The organism is Paraburkholderia phenazinium (genome assembly GCF_900142845.1).
In the GTDB taxonomy this organism is placed as follows: Bacteria; Pseudomonadota; Gammaproteobacteria; order Burkholderiales; family Burkholderiaceae; genus Paraburkholderia; species Paraburkholderia phenazinium_A.
Genome location: NZ_FSRU01000002.1, coordinates 2,259,897 through 2,277,518 on the forward strand (window position 1 = coordinate 2,259,897; position 17,622 = coordinate 2,277,518).

Here is a 17,622-nt window from a genome sequence, read left to right on the forward strand (position 1 = left end):
AGAGGCGGCCTACTCGAATACCGGGCGGAAAAAACTCCGTTCGTAACTGACGATGCAGCGCGTTTGCTCGGCGTAAGCGAACGCGGCCTGACAGGCTGGATCGTCGAAGGACTTGTTGCGGTATTCCTCGTAGAGCGCCAGCGAAGGAAAGGTAAACATCGCCAGCGCCACGTTGCTGATGCCTTCCGACGGCAGGAAATAGCCGTGATGCCGGCCGCCGAATTTTTCGACGAGCGGAATCCACAGCTTGCCGTAATGCTCGAACTCCTTGAGCTTGTAGGGATCAATGATGTAGCGAAGGTAGCAGGTAATCATCGTTGAGGTTCCTGTGTGCTTATGAGTGGCTTTCCGGTTACGCAGGCCGTCGGGTACGCCGTGGTTTGCAGTACTGGACTGCAGCCAGCGATAGTAAGCCAGTTCGCGCGCTGGCACAGGGCCAATGCTGATTGAAACCTGGCGGGTTTTGACTACCATGAAGACACGTCCTGCTCTCGAGCTTCTCCTGCGATGCTCACCCGCACACGCCACCTTCGTCGCATGACATCGGTCCACGGCTCGTGGAGGTCGCGCGTACGCGGCACGACGCTCATGCTTGCTGTCGCGCTGGCGACGGCCGCCTGCACCTTTACGCCACCGGACCGGCCGCTGCTCATCACACCACCGGCCGCGGTGAACAGCGCAACGCTCGATCAATACCGCATCGCCGTTGCACGACGCATCCTCGACCGCAATCCGTCGTACGTACTGCAAGGCACGCTGCAGCCGATGCTGCGTTCGCTGGTGGTGGTCTCCTTCACGGTCGACCGCGACGGCCAGGTCTTGCAATCCGCCGTGTATCGCACCAATGGCGACGACGAAGCCGAAAGTACCGCGCTCGCGACCCTGCGGCGCGCGTCGCCGCTACCGCAACCACCCGCCAGGCTGCTCAACACGCACGGCCAGGTCGAGCTGTTCGAGGATTGGCTGTTCAACGACAACGGCAAGTTCCAGCTGCGCGAGTTCGCCTCGCCGCAAGCGCAGACCATCGACTGAAAGCAGGTCCCGCACGCGCACGCTATAATTTTCCGATCCCAAGCCGGAACCCTCCGGCACGGCTGTCGCCGCCCGCTCACCCGCCGGCGCCGCACAGCCCGCCCCTCGCGTCGCCGCGCCACCCGCGCGTCGTGCACCGCGCTGTCCGGCCGTCGAGCGCTGCGGCGCACACGAAAGCAGAAAGCAAACACAATACGATGCTGCACGAGTACGCCGCCCACCGGGCGCGTCACGCTGCATCACGAAACTGGAGACCTTGAATGTCCACTTCGCCGATTTCCGCGAGCCAGCCCGAGGCAGCCGGCCAAAACAGCAGTTCGCGGATCATCTTCGCAAGCTTCATCGGCACTGCGATCGAGTTCTACGATTTCTATGTCTATGCGACGGCCGCCGCGCTCGTCATCGGACCGGTATTCTTCCCGCATGGCTCCGCCACCGCGCAGGCGCTCTCCGCGTTCGTCACCTTCGGCATTGCGTTCGTCGCGCGCCCGATCGGCTCGTTCCTGTTCGGCCACTTCGGCGACCGCATCGGCCGCAAATCGACCCTCGTCGCCTCGCTGCTGGTAATGGGCGTCTCGACCACGCTGATCGGTTTCGTGCCGGGCTATAACGCGATCGGCAGCCTCGCGCCGATCCTGCTGTGCATCCTGCGCTTCGGCCAGGGGATCGGCCTGGGCGGCGAATGGGGCGGCGCGGCGCTGCTCGCCACCGAAAACGCCCCGGCCGGCAAGCGCGGCTGGTTCGGCATGTTCCCGCAACTCGGACCGTCGATCGGCTTTCTGGCCTCCAACGGCCTGTTCTTCGGCCTCGCGCTTTCGCTGTCCGACGAGCAGTTCCGTAGCTGGGGCTGGCGCGTGCCGTTCATCGTCAGCGCGGTGCTGGTCGCGCTCGGACTGTACGTGCGGCTGAAGATCGCCGAGACGCCGGCCTTCCGTGCCGCCATCGAACGCGAAGAGCGGGTGCGCGTGCCGATCGCGACGCTCTGCTCGCAATACTGGCGGCCGACGCTGCTCGGCGCACTCGCCATGGTGGTGTGCTACACGCTGTTCTACAACGCGACCACCTTCTCGCTCTCGTATGGCGTGTCGGTACTGCACATTCCGCGTCAGAGCTTCCTCGGCCTGCTGTGCGTCGCGGTGCTGTTCATGGCGCTCGCCACGCCGCTCGCCGCCTGGGCCAGCGACCGCTATGGCCGCAAGCCGGTGCTGATCGTCGGCATCCTCGCGGCGATCCTGTCGGGCTTCACCATGGCGCCGCTGCTCGGCAGCGGTTCCATGCCGCTCGTGCTGCTGTTCCTCGTGATCGAACTGTTCCTGATGGGCGTGACCTTCGCACCGATGGGCGCGCTGCTGCCGGAGCTGTTTCCCACTCACGTGCGCTATACCGGTGCAGGCGTGTCGTACAACCTGGGTGGGATTCTCGGCGCGTCGGTGGCGCCGTACATTGCCCAGGTGCTGGCCGCGCATGGCGGCCTGACGTGGGTCGGCGCCTACGTGTCGATCGCCGCGGCCGTCAGTCTGTTCGGTGTGCTGTGCATGCGCGAAACGCGCGACACCCGCTTGATGTAAACGCAAACCCGGTATGGGCTGCCCGCGGCGCAGATGCGTGGGCAGTCTCGCCTGCCCTCCTCACCTCGCCGACCTGCGCCCCCTGGTGCGTTTCCCCTCTTGCACGGCTTTTTGGCTTGCTTATACTCAAGTCACCTACCCCAATGAGCCAGGAGGTCACAGTGAGGCTATATCTCCAGAACTCAGACGTCGTGATGATCATTGCGCTGGCACTGCTGTGCTCGCTGCTACTGGCCATCCGTTTCCGCCCTTCCAGCTGGAAAGCCATCATGCTGGAAGCGCTCGCCGCCAACGCGGCGGCCATCGTCGCAGTGGTGGCGTTCGAATTGATGCTGAGCTAAGCCTCCTGCCGTCTTCGGACTGACTCGAAGGCAAGCCCGTTGCTTGTGTGAGCTGCGCAGGCAAGCGTCGCACATCCGGCTCGCGCGGACTGTGCGACGGATTGCCTTCTGCCCCATCTGAAGCCCTTGCCTCCCGCGCTGCGCAAGCGCTAGCGCATGCTACGACTCCCCGTGTTGATCAGTAGTAGTACCCATGATGGTAATAGCCCCCGCCGTAGTAACCCGGCGCCGGTGCGATCACACAACCACCCAGCGCGGCAGCCAGCAGCGCGCCTGCAATCAAAGTTAGCGTCAAGCGTTTCACGTTCTTCTCCAGTCGTTTCAGTGTTATTCGAGTGCGCCTCGAATGATGTTGATTGGACACGAAGCGGCCCGGCGAGGACGTTGCATTTTGTAAGCGATGATAAGCACGGCGTTACAGGTTTCGCGGCTCGCGCAGGGCTGGGCAGGCGGTAAAGTCGTCGCAGCGGCAGCGCCATAAGCCGATGCCGTGTGTAAGCTGCGCGCGGGCCGCCAACCAAAAGCGACACTTTTAACAGCCGTGTAATGCGGCGATACCGCGCTACTACCCGCCGGCCCGCGCAAGCACTCACTGGACGCGGCATGACGACGGCGATTGAACTCGCCGTGCCGCACGCAGTCTCTATGGATGCAGTTCTGTTGTGTTCATTGCAGGATCCTCTCCGCCCGTCGTTCCCCGACGCGGGCGCTTTTAGAGGCGTGCCGCGGCGGCGCCCGTTAACCTGGGCGGACTGTGCGCCACGCCTTTTTTCTTTTGCTCAGAGGTGCGAGGCCGAATGCGTCGACGCAGGGGCGGCGAGCGGGTCGCTGTGGACGTAGTCGATGGCCTGCAAGGCTTCGCTCACCGGCGGCACGGAATGACCGTCGCCAATGGAGACCGAGCGATGCGGCGCTTCAATGCCGAAGTGGGAACGCGAGGTCGCGACAAAGATCATCACCGTGCGCTTTTGCAGCGCATGCGCGACGTGGACAAAACCGGTGTCCGTCCCGATGACGAGCGAGCACGCGTCGATCATGTGGGCGATCTCGGTCACGCTCATCTGCGGCAAAACGGTGGCGCCCGGTACCTGCGCCGCGATAGCCTCCGCTTCCTCGCGCTCGCGGGGCGAGCCCCACGGCAGCACGATGCGAAAGCCGCGCCGCACCAGTTCGTTGGCAACGGCGGCCCAATGCGCGACCGGCCATTTCTTGTCTTCTTTGGAGGTGGCGTGAAACAGCGCCGCTACGGGTGCGTCGCCCGCCTCGAAGGTCGCGGTGGGTAACGCGGGCAGCTTCAGATCGTAGACGGCCTGTCCTTCCGGCTCAAAGCCCAGCGCCTCGCCGACGCTGATACGCATGCCTTGCCACGCGTTGCCGGGCGGACGCGGGCCGACGCGGCTCGTGTAGGCAAACGCGGCGCCACGCTCGCCGAGATCCTTGTTGCGATAGCCGAAGCGGCGCGACGAGCGGGCCAGAAAGGCGATGATCGCGCTCTTGTAGACGCCCTGGATATCGATGATGGCGTCGTAGCGGTAGGCCCGCAATTCGCCGATGGAGGCCGCAATCGCCTTGAAGTCGGCCCAGCGGCGCGCCTTTTTGAAGCGGCGCAGCGGCGCGCACAATACGCGGTCCACGGCCTGGCTCCAGTGAACCACTTCGGCAAACGCCTCGTCTGCGGCCCAGTCGACCTGCACCCCCGGAAATGCCCGCTTGATGTCGGCAATGACCGGCAGGGCCTGCACAATATCGCCTAGTGAAGTCACCTTGACGATAAGAATTCGCTTCATTAATTAGCCCGTCACAGTATCGGTCGCAGCGCTATTTTAGCTGACCGTGCTTTGATCTTATACACGCGGCGGCGGATTTGCTGCAGCGCGGCCCGCCAGGGCGGACGGCGGATTATCGCTCAGTCGGGCTACCTGTCACATTTATTTCAATCTGCTTTCGTACGGTCGGCCGCCGCGATCGATCGCTATAATCGGGTCTTTGCCTGAGCCATCCCTCTCATGCGGGCATTCCCACCTCTGTCCTCCAGCGTCGCCCGACGCACGCGCCGCCTGTGGCGTCAATACGGTGTGTTCTGGCTCGGCGCGATCGCCGTCGGCCTTGTCGCGGTGCTTTACGCCCGGCTGATCGACTTCGGCTACAGCGAATTCCGCGCCATGCAGCACCGCCATATCTGGCTGCCGCTGTTCGTGACGCCGGCTGTCGCCGCGCTCTCGGTATGGCTCACACGGACCTTCTTTCGCGGCGCGGAAGGCAGCGGCATTCCGCAAGTGATCGCCACGCTGCACGCCAAACCCGGCGAATACGGTGCGCGCCTGCTGTCGTTCCGGATCCTGTTCGGCAAGATTCTCGTGTCCTTCCTCGCCATCCTCGGCGGCTTTACGATTGGCCGCGAGGGACCGACCGTGCAGGTGGGCGCCGCACTGATGTTCAACCTGCGGCGCTTCTACCCGCGCTCGAACGCGCAGATCGAGCGGCAGCTCGTGCTGGCCGGTGCCTCGGCGGGTCTGTCGGCGGCGTTCAACACGCCGCTGGCGGGGATCGTATTCGCCATTGAGGAGCTCACCCGCAGTTTCGAGGCCCGTGCGAGCGGCGTGCTGATTACCGCGATCATCATCGCGGGGGTGATCGCGCTTGGGCTGAACGGCAACTACACGTATTTCGGCACCATCGAGATCGGCACGCACTTCCCTGATCTGCTGGCGGTGGCCATTGTCCTCACGGCCATCGTCACCGGCATTGCCGGCGGCTTCTTTTGCTGGCTGCTGCTCAACACCGCGCGCTGGATCCCGGCGCCGCTGCGCAAGCTGCATAGCGAGCGGCCGGTTGCGTTTGCCGCCCTGTGCGGGCTGGCGATTGCGCTGGTCGGCCTGATTTCCGGCGGCGTCACTTTCGGCAGCGGCTACGCCGAAGCACGCGGCCTGCTCGACGGGCGCGAGCAGCTGTCGGTGTTCTATCCGTTCCTGAAGATGATCTCGATGGTCGGCTCGTACCTGCCGGGCATTCCGGGCGGCATTTTCGCGCCGTCGCTGTCGATCGGCGCGGGCTTCGGCAATCTGCTGCACATGGTGTTCGGCAGCATGCAATTGCAGATGCTGATCGCGCTCGCCATGGTGGGTTATCTGGCCGCGGTGACGCAGGCGCCGATTACGTCGTTCGTGATCGTGATGGAAATGATCAACGGCCACGCGCTCGTGATCTCGCTGATGGCGACCGCGCTGATCGCCAGCCGGGTCTCGCGTCTCTTTGCGCCGCCGCTGTACGAGGCGCTATCGCAGCGCTATATGGCGCCCTTGCCGCAACCGGCGCCCGCGCCGGTCCCGGAAGTGCCCGAAGCGCTGATCGACGATGAACCGCAAGCAGACGAGGCCAACGCAGCCGACGAAGCCAACGCGCCGCCCCGCTGATTGGCGAAGCCGCGCGCCGCGTCGTTCACGCGCTCCGTGCGCGCGACGCTCGCATCGTCAACCGTCCGCTCAATAGATCACGACAGGCGCCGGTCGGACGTACACCGGCCGTCCCGGCACCACGACGCAGCCGGCCAGCGTGATCGCCAGCAAAACGATCGCCAATAGATTCCGTTTCATTTCTACTCTCCGCGAGCGCGCAGACAGCCGGCACACCGATGGCGCGCGGCGTGACTGTGTACTCAGTGTCTGGATGGTGGGCGGGCCGTAGCGGGCCCGCTGCGCGGCGTCTGGACACACTCGACGGTGTGCCCTCACGCAGCGCTCAGATAGGGCTGGCGCGTTGCCGACGCAACGCGCCGTCGATGAGGCTTAGGCCCAGTGCCCTTCAACCCAGTGGTAATTCGGACCGTGTGCGACCCAGTGGCCGGGCACCCAGTGATAGCCGACGCGCTCGGGCTGCCAGTGGCCCGGCACCCAGACGTAGCGGCCATGGTCCCAGCGCCAGTGACCGTGATCCCACACATAGCCCACGCGCGGCGCCGGCATGGCTTCGTAGCGCACCGGCGGCGGTGCCGACGGCGCAATCACGACGACTTCTTCAGCGGATGCCGAACCGACGACCGAGGCGCCCGCGGCGATCAACACAGCCTGAGCGAGCAGCAAGCGAAAGGTTTTATTCATGTTCTCCTCTTGAGTAAAGGCGCCGGTGAAGGCGTTACCCATTTAATGCGCGAGACGCCGTTTTGGCTGACGTGGCACACGTAACGCGCGGCACGCAAGTGCAACGGAATATTTCGCGCGCGCGACGGCGCGGGTCGTTAGATGGGGAGGAGCAAAACGGAGGGAAGGACATCACAATTCGCGCACCCATCGCCATCAGGCAACGGGTGCGCGACACAACTCATGCAGACCGCCCTTGCGGGACTCAGGCCTGCGGAATTTCGATCTTGACCTCGAGTACTTCAAGGTCGTCCTGGCGCTCGAGACTGACGCGAATATCCTCATCGGAAATCTTCACGTACTTGGAAATCACAGCGACGAGTTCGCGTTGCAACGCAGGCAGATAATCGGCGGGCGCATGGCCGCCGGCGCGCTCATGCGCGATGATCAACTGCAGGCGTTCCTTCGCTATTGACGCGGACTTCTTCTTCTCGCCCAGCAAAAACGAAAGAATCGACATTACGTGCGCTCCCCTTACTTGGTGCCGAAGAGGCGCTGCAGGAGGCCTGGCTTCTGGTAATCGGTAAAGCGAAGCGATTTCTGCTCGCCGAGGAAACGCGACACGACATCCTTGTAGGCTTCGGCGACATCCGTGCCGTCCAGGTGCACGGCCGGCAAGCCCTGGTTCGACGCATGCAGCACGGCTTCCGATTCCGGAATCACGCCGATCAGGTCGATACGCAGGATTTCCTGGATGTCGGTCAGCGACAGCATCTCGCCTTCGCTGACGCGCTTCGGGTTGTAGCGCGTGATCAGCAGGTGCTCCTTGATCGGCTCCTTGCCTTCGATCGCACGCTTGGTCTTCGACGACAGAATGCCCAGAATGCGGTCCGAGTCGCGCACCGACGACACTTCCGGATTCGTCACGATCAGCGCTTCGTCGGCGAAGTGCATGGCCAGCAACGCGCCCGATTCGATACCGGCCGGCGAATCGCAAACGATAAATTCGAAGTCCATCGCGATCAGGTCGTTGATGACCTTTTCGACGCCTTCCATCGTCAGCGCGTCTTTGTCACGCGTCTGCGAGGCCGGCAGGATGAACAGGTTCTCGCACTTCTTGTCCTTGATCAGCGCCTGGTTCAGGTTGGCTTCGCCCTGGATCACGTTGATCAGGTCGTACACCACACGACGCTCGCAGCCCATGATGAGGTCGAGGTTACGCAGGCCGACGTCGAAGTCGATCACGGCCGTCTTGCTGCCGCGCAACGCGAGGGCCGATGCAAAACTCGCGCTCGTGGTCGTCTTGCCCACGCCACCCTTGCCCGATGTCACCACAATGATTTTTGCCATTACCCTTACCCTGTGTTCGTCAAATTCGTTCAAATAAGTCCCGCGGCAGCCCGTATCGGGCACGCGCCGGGCACGGCGCGCGCAACGGATAGTCAGGTGAGCCGCAGCGGTTCAATCATCAGCTTTTCTTCATCGAGCCAGATCTGCACCGGCTTGCCGAGTACGTCAGGCGGCAGCGGTGTCTCGGTCGTACGGTAGATACCGGCGATCGAGATCAGTTCCGGCTCCAGACACGTGCAGAAAATGCGCGCGTCGTGGTTGCCTTGCACGCCGGCCAATGCCCGGCCGCGCAACGGCGCGTAAATATGGATGTTGCCTTCGGCGATCACTTCGGCACCGTAGCTCACAAGGCCGAGCACCACCAGGTCGCCCTTGGCGTAGATGCGCTGGCCGGAGCGCAGCGGCTTGTCCACCACCGTGGTCTGCGACGAGGTGACGAGCTTCGCGGCGTCGCCTGCGGCTCCCGCCTGGCCGCCCGAAGCCGGCCCCGCTGCCACCACCTCGACGGCGGATGCCGGCGCGTCCATCGGCAATTCGCCCTGCACCGGCGCGGCGCCTTCGGCGCTTCCGCTACTCTCCGCGGCCGGAGCGTCCTCTTCCGCCGCCGCTTTGGCGCTTGCGCCGCGCCGGTCGCGCGCTTCGAGCAACGGCAAGGCGGACTCGGCGGCCCAGCCTTGCTGCGGATTCGCCACCACGCCCACCGGGCGCATGCGCACGCTGTCGAGCAGCGCCGCGATCTCGGCGAGCGGCACGCGCTCGTCGTCGGCGAGGCGCCGCACGTCGATGGCGACGACGTCGTTAGCGAAAAATTCGGGGGTCGCCTCGAAGCGCCGGGTCAGTTCGGCACGCATGGCGTCGAGATCGATGGTCTTGACCACGAACAGGAGCGTGTCGACACTGCCACTGCGGAGTTCGAAATATGGCGATTTCTTGGGCGACATAGCGTTCGGCAAAAAATTTTGCGTATTTTACAGGCGTCCACGCGAGGAGCCAGTATTTTCGGCGATGGGAATGAACGCCGCGCCCCAACGAGAGGCGGCAGACGCTGCAGCAGCGCGGGAAGACAGGGAGCGGCGCCCGGCGGGACCGCTCGCCGGATCACTGGGAGGAGGCTTGCGAGGCGCGCTGCACGTGGCGCACCAGCAGGCTTTCCGACTGGTCGGGCCAGCGCGCCGTGCGGGCATGCTCGCCGGTCGGGCCAAAACCGAGGCGCTCGTAGAAACGCATGGCGTTGCGATTGGCGTCGGCCACCCACGCGTAGATTTCCTCGGCGCCCGCACCGGCCAACCACTCGCTGGCGGTATTGACGAGCAACTCGCCGCCACGCAGATGACGCACCGCCGGCGCCACCCACAGCTCGCCGACAAAGGCGCGGCGCGCCGCGCTGTCTTCGAAATGGGCTTCGATCAAGCCGGCGGGGTGCCCCTCGGTGTACAGGATGAACGACGTAGCCGCCTTCGAGACCGCGTGGTCCGCCGCGGTGACATCGAAGGTTGCGGCGTCGACCGAGAGGGCGTCCTCGAGCGTCTCACCGAAGGCATAGGGCGCCTCCCGCAGCGACGCAGTACGGAGTTCGCGTAAAACTGCGCCCTGATCAGCGGCGATGCGGCGAACGGTCAATGACGGACTCATGCAGACGAAAACCCCTTGTAACACTAAGGCGTAGCTTTAACCGAACCGGCGCGCGAGTCAAATCCTTATTTTGGCGATTTGTGCGCAGACGGCCTTGACGGCGGCCGCTTATGGCCGGCCCCTCATTGGCCGCTCAGGGCGCCTCGTAACGGCCCGTACCGTCCGGCCAGGGCGTCAGCAGCTCGAAACCGTCTTCCGTGACGGTGACCATATGCTCCCACTGGGCCGACAGGGAACGGTCCTTGGTGACCACCGTCCAGCCGTCGCGCAGGACGCTCGTACCGGCGCGGCCGGCGTTGATCATCGGCTCGATGGTGAACACCATGCCCGGCCTCAGACGCACGCCCTGCCCCGGCTGGCCGTAGTGCAGCACCTGCGGATCTTCGTGGTAGACCTTGCCGATGCCGTGCCCGCAGTAGTCGCGCACGATCGAGAAACCGTCGCGCTGCGCGACCTTCTGGATGGCATGGCCGACGTCGCCGAGCGTCGCGCCAGGCTTCACTTCGCGGATGCCGGCCAGCATCGCCTCGTAGGTCGTGTCGATCAGTTGCCGCGCCACCGTGCTCGGCTGGCCGACGCAATACATGCGGCTCGTATCGCCGAAGTAGCCGTTCTTGATCACGGCCACGTCGATATTGACGATGTCGCCGTCCTTGAGGATTTCGGCCCGGCTCGGGATGCCATGGCAGACCACCTGGTTGACCGAGGTACACACCGTCTTCGGAAAGCCCAGGTAGCCGACGTTTGCCGGAATCGCTTTCTGCGTATTGACGATGTAGTCGTTGCACAGCGCGTCGAGGTCGTCCGTCGAGACGCCGGCCTGCACGTGTTCGCCGATCATCGCGAGCACGTCGGCGGCGAGCCGTCCGGCAATGCGCAGCGCGGCGATGTCCTCGGGAGTCTTGTAGGTAATGGCCATGAAATCAAGGGCGGTTCGTGAGCGCGTGGCGGGCAGGCCGCGACTTGCGCTCGTGTGCGGAAAGGCAAACTGGCTGAAATACAAGGCGGCGCAGAGCGCTCGCGCAAGCCTCCAAACCGGTCGTCGATCAGGGAATTGTACAGAGGATGGCGGCAGGACCCACACCAGGCCGGCCAACGCCCTCTTCGAGCGCGTGTGACGACGGCATCGCAAGCGCTCGCGAAACAGCGTGACGCGACGCCTCGGCACGCGGTGAATTCGCCCGTTCGCGCCTGAATTGCTGCAGGTGCACGCAAATATCTTTTGTGCGCGCTGCATCCATGCGCGGATTCGGATCGTAAAGTGCGTTGAGGACTCGCCTCTTCTGCGTTGCGACCAGATTCTTCATTGAGGAGCGATGCGTCTTCGTGTCCGCGATTTGCGCCAGTGCATCGCGTCAGTTGTCCTGTTGTGTACGCGTTTGCGTCGCGAATGGCGTGGCTTTCCTGTGATCTATCTGAGGAGCACGGTCATGTCCGAACAGTCAGAAAAGTCTCAACGTAATTCAGCAGAACTAATCGATACATTTGACCGCCGCGTCGAACGGCGCAAGCAACGTCGGCAATTTTTTCGCAACGCCGGCGGCCTCAGCCTGGGACTCGTGGGCGGCACGCTGATCAGCGCGTGCGGCGGCGGCTCCGGCGGCTCGTCGATGGCCCAGACGGCCGCGCCCACTGACGAAGAGATTCTCAACTTCGCCCTCAACCTCGAGTACCTCGAAGCCCAGTTCTATACCTATGCGACGACGGGCAGCGGCCTACCGGCCAGCATGCTGAGCGGCGTCGGCACGCAGGGCACCGTGATGGCCGGCGCTCAGGTGCCGTTCCAGGACCCGGCGGTGCAGGCCTACGCCAATGAGATCGCGAACGACGAACGCGAGCACGTGGCCTTCCTGCGCAGCGCGCTCGGGTCGGCGGCGGTCGCCATGCCGTCCATCGACGTGAGCGGCACCAATCCGAACGGCGCCTTCTCGGTAGCGGCGCGCGCCGCGGGCCTGGTCGCAGCGGGCGTGGCCTTCGACCCGTATGCGAGCGACAACAACTTTCTGCTCGGCGCGTTCATCTTCGAGGACGTCGGCGTCACCGCCTACAAGGGCGCCGCACCGCTGCTCGCGAGCAAGACCTTCCTCACCGCTGCCGCCGGCATTCTCGCGGCCGAGGCGTATCACGCCGGCATCGTGCGCACGACGCTGTATGCGAAAGGGCTCGACACGGCGAGCCTGATCACCGCGGCCAATGCGATCTCCGCGGCACGCGACAGCCTCGATCAGGTCGGCAACGACGACCAGGGCATCAGCGGCGCCACAGCGGGTACGTCGAACATCGTGCCGCTCGACAGCAACGGCCTCGCCTTCGGACGCAGCTATTCGGACGTGCTCAACATCGTGTACCTGACCAGTACGGCAGCGGTGAAGGGCGGCTTCTTCCCGAACGGCGTGAACGGCGTGCTCAACATGAGCGCGTGATGCCGGCCTGAACGCGGTATCGGGAATCCCGGCGACGGATGATCGCGACGGCGCTCGCGGTCCCGCTGGCCGGCCCTCCTCCACACCAACGCCTGACCTCGGTTGACGACACGCCGGAGATGCCATGAACGAAGCCCTGAGTCAGGCGGTCACGCCGCTGACATTGACCGAGCAGACCTGTTTCCATGCGCGCGAAGCGCTCGCCGGCCGCCGCAGCGGACCGCGTGTGATGCTGTCGTTTGCCGGGCCGGCGGTGGTCGCTTCGATCGCTTATATGGACCCCGGCAACTTCGCGACCAACATCCAGGCAGGCGCTGGTTACGGCTATACATTGCTGTGGGTGGTGGCGGTCGCGAATCTCGTCGCCATGCTGTTCCAGTCGTTGTCGGCGAAGCTCGGATTGGTCACCGGGCGCAATCTCGCCGAACTGTGCCGCGAATCGCTGCCGCACCGCTACGTGTACGCCATGTGTGGCATGAGCGAGATCGCTGCGATGGCGACGGATCTGGCCGAATTCGTCGGCGGGGCGATCGGCGTCTCGTTGCTGCTGCATCTGCCCATGATGGCGAGCATGCTGGTCACCGGCGCCGTCACCTACGGGCTGCTGCAGTTCGAGAGAAAGGGCTTCCGTCCGCTCGAACTGGTGATCGCCGCGCTCGTGGGCGTGATCGGCCTGTCGTATCTCGCGGAGTTGCTGATCGCACCGGTACACTGGCCTGCGGTGTTTCTGCATACCGTCAAGCCGAGCATTCCCGACAGCAATGCGCTGACCATTTCCGTGGGCATCATCGGTGCAACCGTGATGCCGCATGTGCTGTTCTTGCACTCGGGCCTGACGCAAAATCGTGTCACGCCGCGCAACGAACGCGAACGCACCAAGCTGCTGAAGTTTTCCAACATTGAGGTTGTCGTGGCGCTCGGTGTCGCCGGCCTGATCAACATGGCAATGGTGATCATGGCGTCCAGCGCGTTTCATCACGGCCACGCGGATATCGCCAGCATCGAGACCGCGTGGCATACCCTCACGCCCCTGCTCGGCAGCGCCGCGGCGTGTCTGTTTCTGGCTGCGCTGATTGCTTCCGGCATCTCGAGCTCGGTGGTGGGCACCATGGCCGGCCAGATGATCATGCAGGGCTTCGTCGGCTTTCGCATTCCGGTCGGCGTGCGCCGCCTCGTCACCATGGCGCCGGCCTTCGCGGTAGTGGCCTGGGGCGTCGATGCAACCCGGGCGCTGGTGTTAAGCCAGGTCGTGCTGAGCATCGCCTTGCCGGTGCCGATGATCGCGCTGGTATGGTTCACCTCGCGCCGCGATCTGATGGGGACGTACAGGAACCGCCGCCTGACGAACGCCGGCGCGGTGGCCGGCACCTTTGCCGTGCTGGCGTTGAATGTCGTGCTGTTGCTGCAGACCGCCGGGCTTTCCTTCTAACCCCGCGCCGGATCGTCGAACTCGCCGGTCTCACGCTCGCCCGAATAAAAACGCACACCCTTGCCCGGCAGAAACACCGCGCTCAGTTGATCGCTGCGCTCGACGTCGCCAAAGGCGCGCATCGTCATCGCACTCAGTCAGCCCGCGCGAGGACGAACTGCATCACGTCGGTACGGCCTTCGTCGAAGCCCGCCTCGCAATACGCGAGGTACAGACGCCAGGTGCGCACGAAGGTTTCGTCGAAGCCCTGTGCGCGGATCGCTTCGAGCTGCGTCTCGAAGGCATGGCGCCAGCGGCGCAGCGTCTCCGCATAGTCGCGGCCGAACGCCAGCGTCACCTCGCCCGCGAGTTTCGCGCGCTTCGCTACCGCGATGAAGCGTTCCGGACTCGGCAGCATGCCACCCGGGAAAATATATTCGCGGATGAAGTCGCTGGTGGCGCGATAGGCGGCGAAGTGCGAATCGTCGATCGTGATGGTCTGCACCAGCGCCCGCGCGCCGGGCGCGAGCCGCTCGCGCAGGATGCGAAAGTACGTCGGCCAGAAACGCTCGCCGACAGCTTCGAACATCTCGATCGAGACGATGCCGTCATACTGGCCGGTCAGCGTGCGGTAGTCGCGCAGTTCGAGCTTGATGCGATCGCCGAGGCGTTGCTCCTGCACGCGCTGCTGGGCGAATTCGAGCTGCGACAGCGAAATGGTCACGCCATGCACGTGAATGCCCTGACGCGCCGCATGCAGCGCGAAGCCGCCCCAACCGCAGCCGATCTCGAGGATACGCATGCCGGCGCGCAGGCCGAGCGTATCGATGATGCGCTGATATTTCGCGTGCTGCGCCTCTTCGAGCGAGGCCTCAAAGCGCCCATCGAACACGGCGCTCGAGTAGGTGAAACCTGGGTCCAGCCAGCGCGCGTAGAACGCGTTGCCGATGTCGTAGTGCGCGTGGATGTTGCGACGGCTGCCGGAGCGCGTATTGCGGCGCAGGCGGTGGCGCAAGCCGTACCAGACCTGCGCGAGCCAGCCGCCATAGACGGTGCGTTGCAGGGCGCGTTCGTTGCGGATCGCCACGCGCAGGAGCGCGGCGAGATCCGGCGTGTCGACCCAGAAGGCGCGCCAGGCGTCGGCAAAACCGATATCGCCCTTACGCAGGATCGCGCCGCACGCGCGCCAGTCGTGCAACTCCAGACGCGCGCCCGGCGACGCGTGCGGATCGCCGAACACGCGTGGCTGGCCATCGGGCGTGATGAGTACCAGGTGCCCGACGCGAATCCGCTCGAGCAACGACAAAAACAACCGGCCCGACGCAGGGGCGGATCGAGGTCCGCTCAGGGTCCTGGAAAGCGTCATGGCTGAATCTCCTCAGTCGGCGAAGGATGACGCGTGGAACCAGGCGGACAACCCGCTCCACGATGACGGATGAGGGCCTCGGCAAGGCGGCCCGGCGCAGGATGTTTGCCGTAGAAAGGGACTTTCTTCAGAAACAGCCGCAGCGCTTGCCAGTGAATGCGGACGACCACGCCGAGCGTCAGCAACGGTTGGCGCGCCAACGCACCGAGCGCCGCCGCGCGCGTCAACGGACGCAAGCGGCCGCCGAGCACCGTGCGGATCAGCAGGCCGTCGGCATCGTGATAGTCAATCGCCACGGATGACGTGCTGTGCGTCTCGCGCACGCGGAAGCGATAGCCGCCTTCGACCTGGCAGAACGGCGACACGTGCAGTACCTTGCGGCAGGTCAGTTCGGTAGACGCGTCGATCGGCGCGCCGTTGGGAGCGCTCAACAGATAGCTGTGGCGTGCGCCGAACGTGTTGCGCACCTCGGCCAGCAGCGCGCGCAACGCGCCGTCGCGATCGTGGCAAAACCAGAAGCTGACCGGATTGAAGGCGTAGCCGAACACGCGAGGAAAGGCCTGCAACCAGATCTCGCCGTCAGCGGGCAAGCCTGCCGCGGTTAGTTGCGTGCGCATCCATGTGTCGAGATCGCTGCCGTCGCATGGACCGTGGTCGCGCGCGAACAGACTGAGCGGTCTCCAGCGATTGATGCCGAACCATCCGCTATCGAGCGTAGCAAGGCGCGCGAGATTGCAGCGCACGTAGAACACCGGATAGGCGAAGCGGTGATGCCGTGGCCGCAGCCGCTCGTGCATCACCTGGCCGATCATCAGCCATGCGGCGCTATCGCGCGGCTCCGTCGGCGCGCGGTTCATAGCCTGGCCCACGCCGGCAGCGCGTCGAAATCGGCGGCGATGCGCAGCGCCGATTTCAGGCCGTCCTCATGGAAACCGTAGCCGGTCCAGGCACCCGCAAACCACGTATGACGGCGGCCCTGCAGCGGCGGCAGGCGGCGCTGGGCATCGATGGCGGCCAGATCGAACAGCGGATGGTCGTAGACGAAGCGGCGCAACTCGGTGCCCGGCGACGGCTCGGCAACCGGATTCAGCGTGACGACCACCGGCGTGTCGAACGGCAGCGGCTGCAACTGGTTGACCAGATAGCTGACGCAGACCGGGCGCGTGCCGTCGCGATGACGGCCACCCAGGTAATTCCAGGCCGACCAGACCCGGCGGCGGCGCGGCAACAGAGTCGTGTCCGTATGCAGCACCGCGACGTTCGGCTGGTAGCGCACGGCGCGCAGCACGCTGCGCTCGGCATCGTCCGCGTCGTCGAGCAGGGCCAGCGTGTCGGGCGCGTGGGTGGCCAGCACCAGCGCGTCGAAGCGCTGCGGACCGCGATCGGTCAAGACGTCGACGCCATCCGCGTCGCGCCGCACGCCGCGTACCGGCGTCTCGATGCGCACGTCGTCGAGCTTGCGAACGATCTGCCGCACGTACTCGCGCCCGCCCCCCGCCACCGTCTTCCATTGCGGACGGCGATTGACCTGCAGCAGCGCGTGGTTCTGGCAGAAGCGCAGAAACGTGGTGGCGGGAAAGCTCAGAACGTCGGCGGTGGCGCTCGACCAGATCGCGGCGGCCATCGGCAGCAGGTAGTGCTGCTGGAACGCGCCGCCGTAGCCGCCTGCCGTCAACAGGTCGCCCATCGACGCGCCGCTTTGCACCGCCGCGACCAGATTGCGCTCGGCGCTGCCGTTAAAACGCAGGATGTCGCGCAGCATGCCAATGAAGCTCGGCGAGAACATGTTGCTGCGTTGGGCGAAGACCGTGTTGAGATTCGTGCCCGCCCATTCGAGGCGGCCTTCGTCGAGCGAGACTGAGAACGTCATCTCGCTCGGGTGAGATTGCACGCCCAGTTCGGCGAACAGCGCGATCAGGTTCGGATAGGTGCGATCGTTGAAGACGAGGAAGCCGGTATCGACCGGATGCGTGTGACCTTCGAGCGTCACGTCGACCGTGTTGGTGTGGCCGCCTGGGTAAGAACCGGCCTCGAAGAGCGTCACCTGATTGTGCTTCGACAGCAGGTAGGCGCTCGCCAGTCCCGAGATGCCGGCGCCGACGACAGCGATTCGTTGACCGCGTGGCTGGGAGTTCGAAGCGGACTGACTCATGGCTAGGTCTCCGGCATGAAACGGGCGCTTATGGGAGTAGGAAACGACTGGGTGTGTGCGCCCATGATCGAAATACGCAGCAGGTGCGGGATCGGATGCAGGCGGTGTGACGATTGAGGTGGGATGGTGTCCAGGCTGGCGCCGGGGCGACACGAAGTCTGGAAGATGCAAGCAGGCCAGGCGGCTGGGCATAATTGCCCGCTGGGAGACGAAACAACGAGGCGGAGAACGTGCGCAAGCTGTGTGAAAGGCGGCAGTCCCGATGGGTAGCAGC

The 17,622-nt window shown here is 64.7% G+C and carries 19 protein-coding genes; 6 read left to right on the forward strand and 13 right to left on the reverse strand.

Annotated features, from left to right (window positions below; genetic code table 11):
• Window positions 1–9: 9 nt before the first annotated feature.
• Complete coding sequence (locus BUS12_RS27075; protein WP_074300464.1) at window positions 10–315, reverse strand: NIPSNAP family protein; 306 nt, start codon at window positions 313–315, stop codon at window positions 10–12.
• A 192-nt stretch (window positions 316–507) separates the two neighbouring features.
• Between BUS12_RS27075 and BUS12_RS27080 the strand changes: the two genes are divergently transcribed.
• The 3 genes from BUS12_RS27080 to BUS12_RS27090 all read left to right on the forward strand — a co-directional run bounded on the left by BUS12_RS27080 (window position 508) and on the right by BUS12_RS27090 (window position 2,941).
• Window positions 508–1,032, forward strand: coding sequence for an energy transducer TonB family protein (locus BUS12_RS27080; protein ID WP_143788470.1), 525 nt, complete (start codon window positions 508–510; stop codon window positions 1,030–1,032).
• A 260-nt stretch (window positions 1,033–1,292) separates the two neighbouring features.
• Window positions 1,293–2,600 (forward strand): MFS transporter, encoded by a 1,308-nt coding sequence (locus BUS12_RS27085; protein WP_074300465.1) that lies wholly within the window; start codon window positions 1,293–1,295, stop codon window positions 2,598–2,600.
• A 143-nt stretch (window positions 2,601–2,743) separates the two neighbouring features.
• Window positions 2,744–2,941, forward strand: a complete 198-nt coding sequence (locus BUS12_RS27090; protein WP_429308437.1) for a hypothetical protein — start codon at window positions 2,744–2,746, stop codon at window positions 2,939–2,941.
• 178 nt (window positions 2,942–3,119) lie between these two features.
• On the opposite strand, the gene BUS12_RS39685 is transcribed toward BUS12_RS27090, so the two are convergent.
• Window positions 3,120–3,245, reverse strand: a complete 126-nt coding sequence (locus BUS12_RS39685) for a hypothetical protein (protein ID WP_283204759.1) — start codon at window positions 3,243–3,245, stop codon at window positions 3,120–3,122.
• A 475-nt stretch (window positions 3,246–3,720) separates the two neighbouring features.
• The gene (gene waaC, locus BUS12_RS27095; protein ID WP_074300467.1) at window positions 3,721–4,728 is read right to left on the reverse strand and encodes a lipopolysaccharide heptosyltransferase I; all 1,008 of its coding nucleotides are present in this window, start codon (window positions 4,726–4,728) and stop codon (window positions 3,721–3,723) included.
• 219 nt (window positions 4,729–4,947) lie between these two features.
• On the opposite strand from waaC, the gene BUS12_RS27100 reads away from it, so the two are divergent.
• Window positions 4,948–6,354 carry a chloride channel protein gene (locus BUS12_RS27100; RefSeq protein ID WP_074300468.1) on the forward strand — a complete coding sequence of 469 codons (1,407 nt, stop codon included), beginning with the start codon at window positions 4,948–4,950 and terminating at the stop codon, window positions 6,352–6,354.
• Between the two features lie 372 nt (window positions 6,355–6,726).
• Here the strand turns inward: BUS12_RS27100 and BUS12_RS39840 are convergent, their stop codons facing one another.
• From BUS12_RS39840 to map, 6 genes are all read right to left on the reverse strand, one after another.
• The gene (locus BUS12_RS39840) at window positions 6,727–7,038 is read right to left on the reverse strand and encodes a YXWGXW repeat-containing protein (protein ID WP_074301732.1); all 312 of its coding nucleotides are present in this window, start codon (window positions 7,036–7,038) and stop codon (window positions 6,727–6,729) included.
• Window positions 7,039–7,282: 244 nt separating this feature from the next.
• The gene (gene minE / locus BUS12_RS27110; RefSeq protein ID WP_074263652.1) at window positions 7,283–7,537 is read right to left on the reverse strand and encodes a cell division topological specificity factor MinE; all 255 of its coding nucleotides are present in this window, start codon (window positions 7,535–7,537) and stop codon (window positions 7,283–7,285) included.
• Window positions 7,538–7,551: 14 nt separating this feature from the next.
• On the reverse strand, window positions 7,552–8,367 hold the full coding sequence (gene minD / locus BUS12_RS27115; protein ID WP_006048490.1) for a septum site-determining protein MinD: 816 nt from the start codon (window positions 8,365–8,367) through the stop codon (window positions 7,552–7,554).
• A 92-nt stretch (window positions 8,368–8,459) separates the two neighbouring features.
• Entirely contained in the window at window positions 8,460–9,308 is an 849-nt protein-coding gene (minC, locus tag BUS12_RS27120; RefSeq protein WP_074300469.1) for a septum site-determining protein MinC, read from the reverse strand.
• A 157-nt stretch (window positions 9,309–9,465) separates the two neighbouring features.
• Window positions 9,466–9,999, reverse strand: coding sequence for a GNAT family N-acetyltransferase (locus BUS12_RS27125; protein ID WP_074300470.1), 534 nt, complete (start codon window positions 9,997–9,999; stop codon window positions 9,466–9,468).
• A gap of 133 nt (window positions 10,000–10,132) precedes the next feature.
• A complete protein-coding gene (gene map / locus BUS12_RS27130; RefSeq protein WP_074300471.1) occupies window positions 10,133–10,918 on the reverse strand; it encodes a type I methionyl aminopeptidase in 786 nt (261 codons plus the stop codon).
• 511 nt (window positions 10,919–11,429) lie between these two features.
• Between map and BUS12_RS27135 the strand changes: the two genes are divergently transcribed.
• Together BUS12_RS27135 and BUS12_RS27140 are read left to right on the forward strand one after the other, a co-directional pair.
• The gene (locus tag BUS12_RS27135; RefSeq protein ID WP_074301733.1) at window positions 11,430–12,422 is read left to right on the forward strand and encodes a ferritin-like domain-containing protein; all 993 of its coding nucleotides are present in this window, start codon (window positions 11,430–11,432) and stop codon (window positions 12,420–12,422) included.
• A gap of 124 nt (window positions 12,423–12,546) precedes the next feature.
• Window positions 12,547–13,851, forward strand: a complete 1,305-nt coding sequence (locus BUS12_RS27140; protein ID WP_074300472.1) for an Nramp family divalent metal transporter — start codon at window positions 12,547–12,549, stop codon at window positions 13,849–13,851.
• On the opposite strand, the gene BUS12_RS39690 is transcribed toward BUS12_RS27140, so the two are convergent.
• The 4 genes from BUS12_RS39690 to BUS12_RS27155 are packed head-to-tail and all read right to left on the reverse strand — an operon-like array spanning window position 13,848 to window position 17,348.
• Complete coding sequence (locus tag BUS12_RS39690; protein ID WP_290439580.1) at window positions 13,848–13,979, reverse strand: hypothetical protein; 132 nt, start codon at window positions 13,977–13,979, stop codon at window positions 13,848–13,850. The two genes, BUS12_RS27140 and BUS12_RS39690, sit on opposite strands and share 4 nt — an antisense overlap.
• 5 nt (window positions 13,980–13,984) lie before the next feature.
• Window positions 13,985–15,196: an SAM-dependent methyltransferase gene (locus tag BUS12_RS27145; RefSeq protein ID WP_074300473.1), complete on the reverse strand. Its 1,212-nt coding sequence runs from the start codon at window positions 15,194–15,196 to the stop codon at window positions 13,985–13,987.
• On the reverse strand, window positions 15,193–16,053 hold the full coding sequence (locus BUS12_RS27150) for a DUF1365 domain-containing protein (protein WP_083640637.1): 861 nt from the start codon (window positions 16,051–16,053) through the stop codon (window positions 15,193–15,195). Before BUS12_RS27150 ends, BUS12_RS27145 begins: the two co-directional genes overlap by 4 nt.
• A complete protein-coding gene (locus tag BUS12_RS27155; protein ID WP_074300474.1) occupies window positions 16,050–17,348 on the reverse strand; it encodes an NAD(P)/FAD-dependent oxidoreductase in 1,299 nt (432 codons plus the stop codon). Before BUS12_RS27155 ends, BUS12_RS27150 begins: the two co-directional genes overlap by 4 nt.
• Window positions 17,349–17,622: the final 274 nt, after the last annotated feature.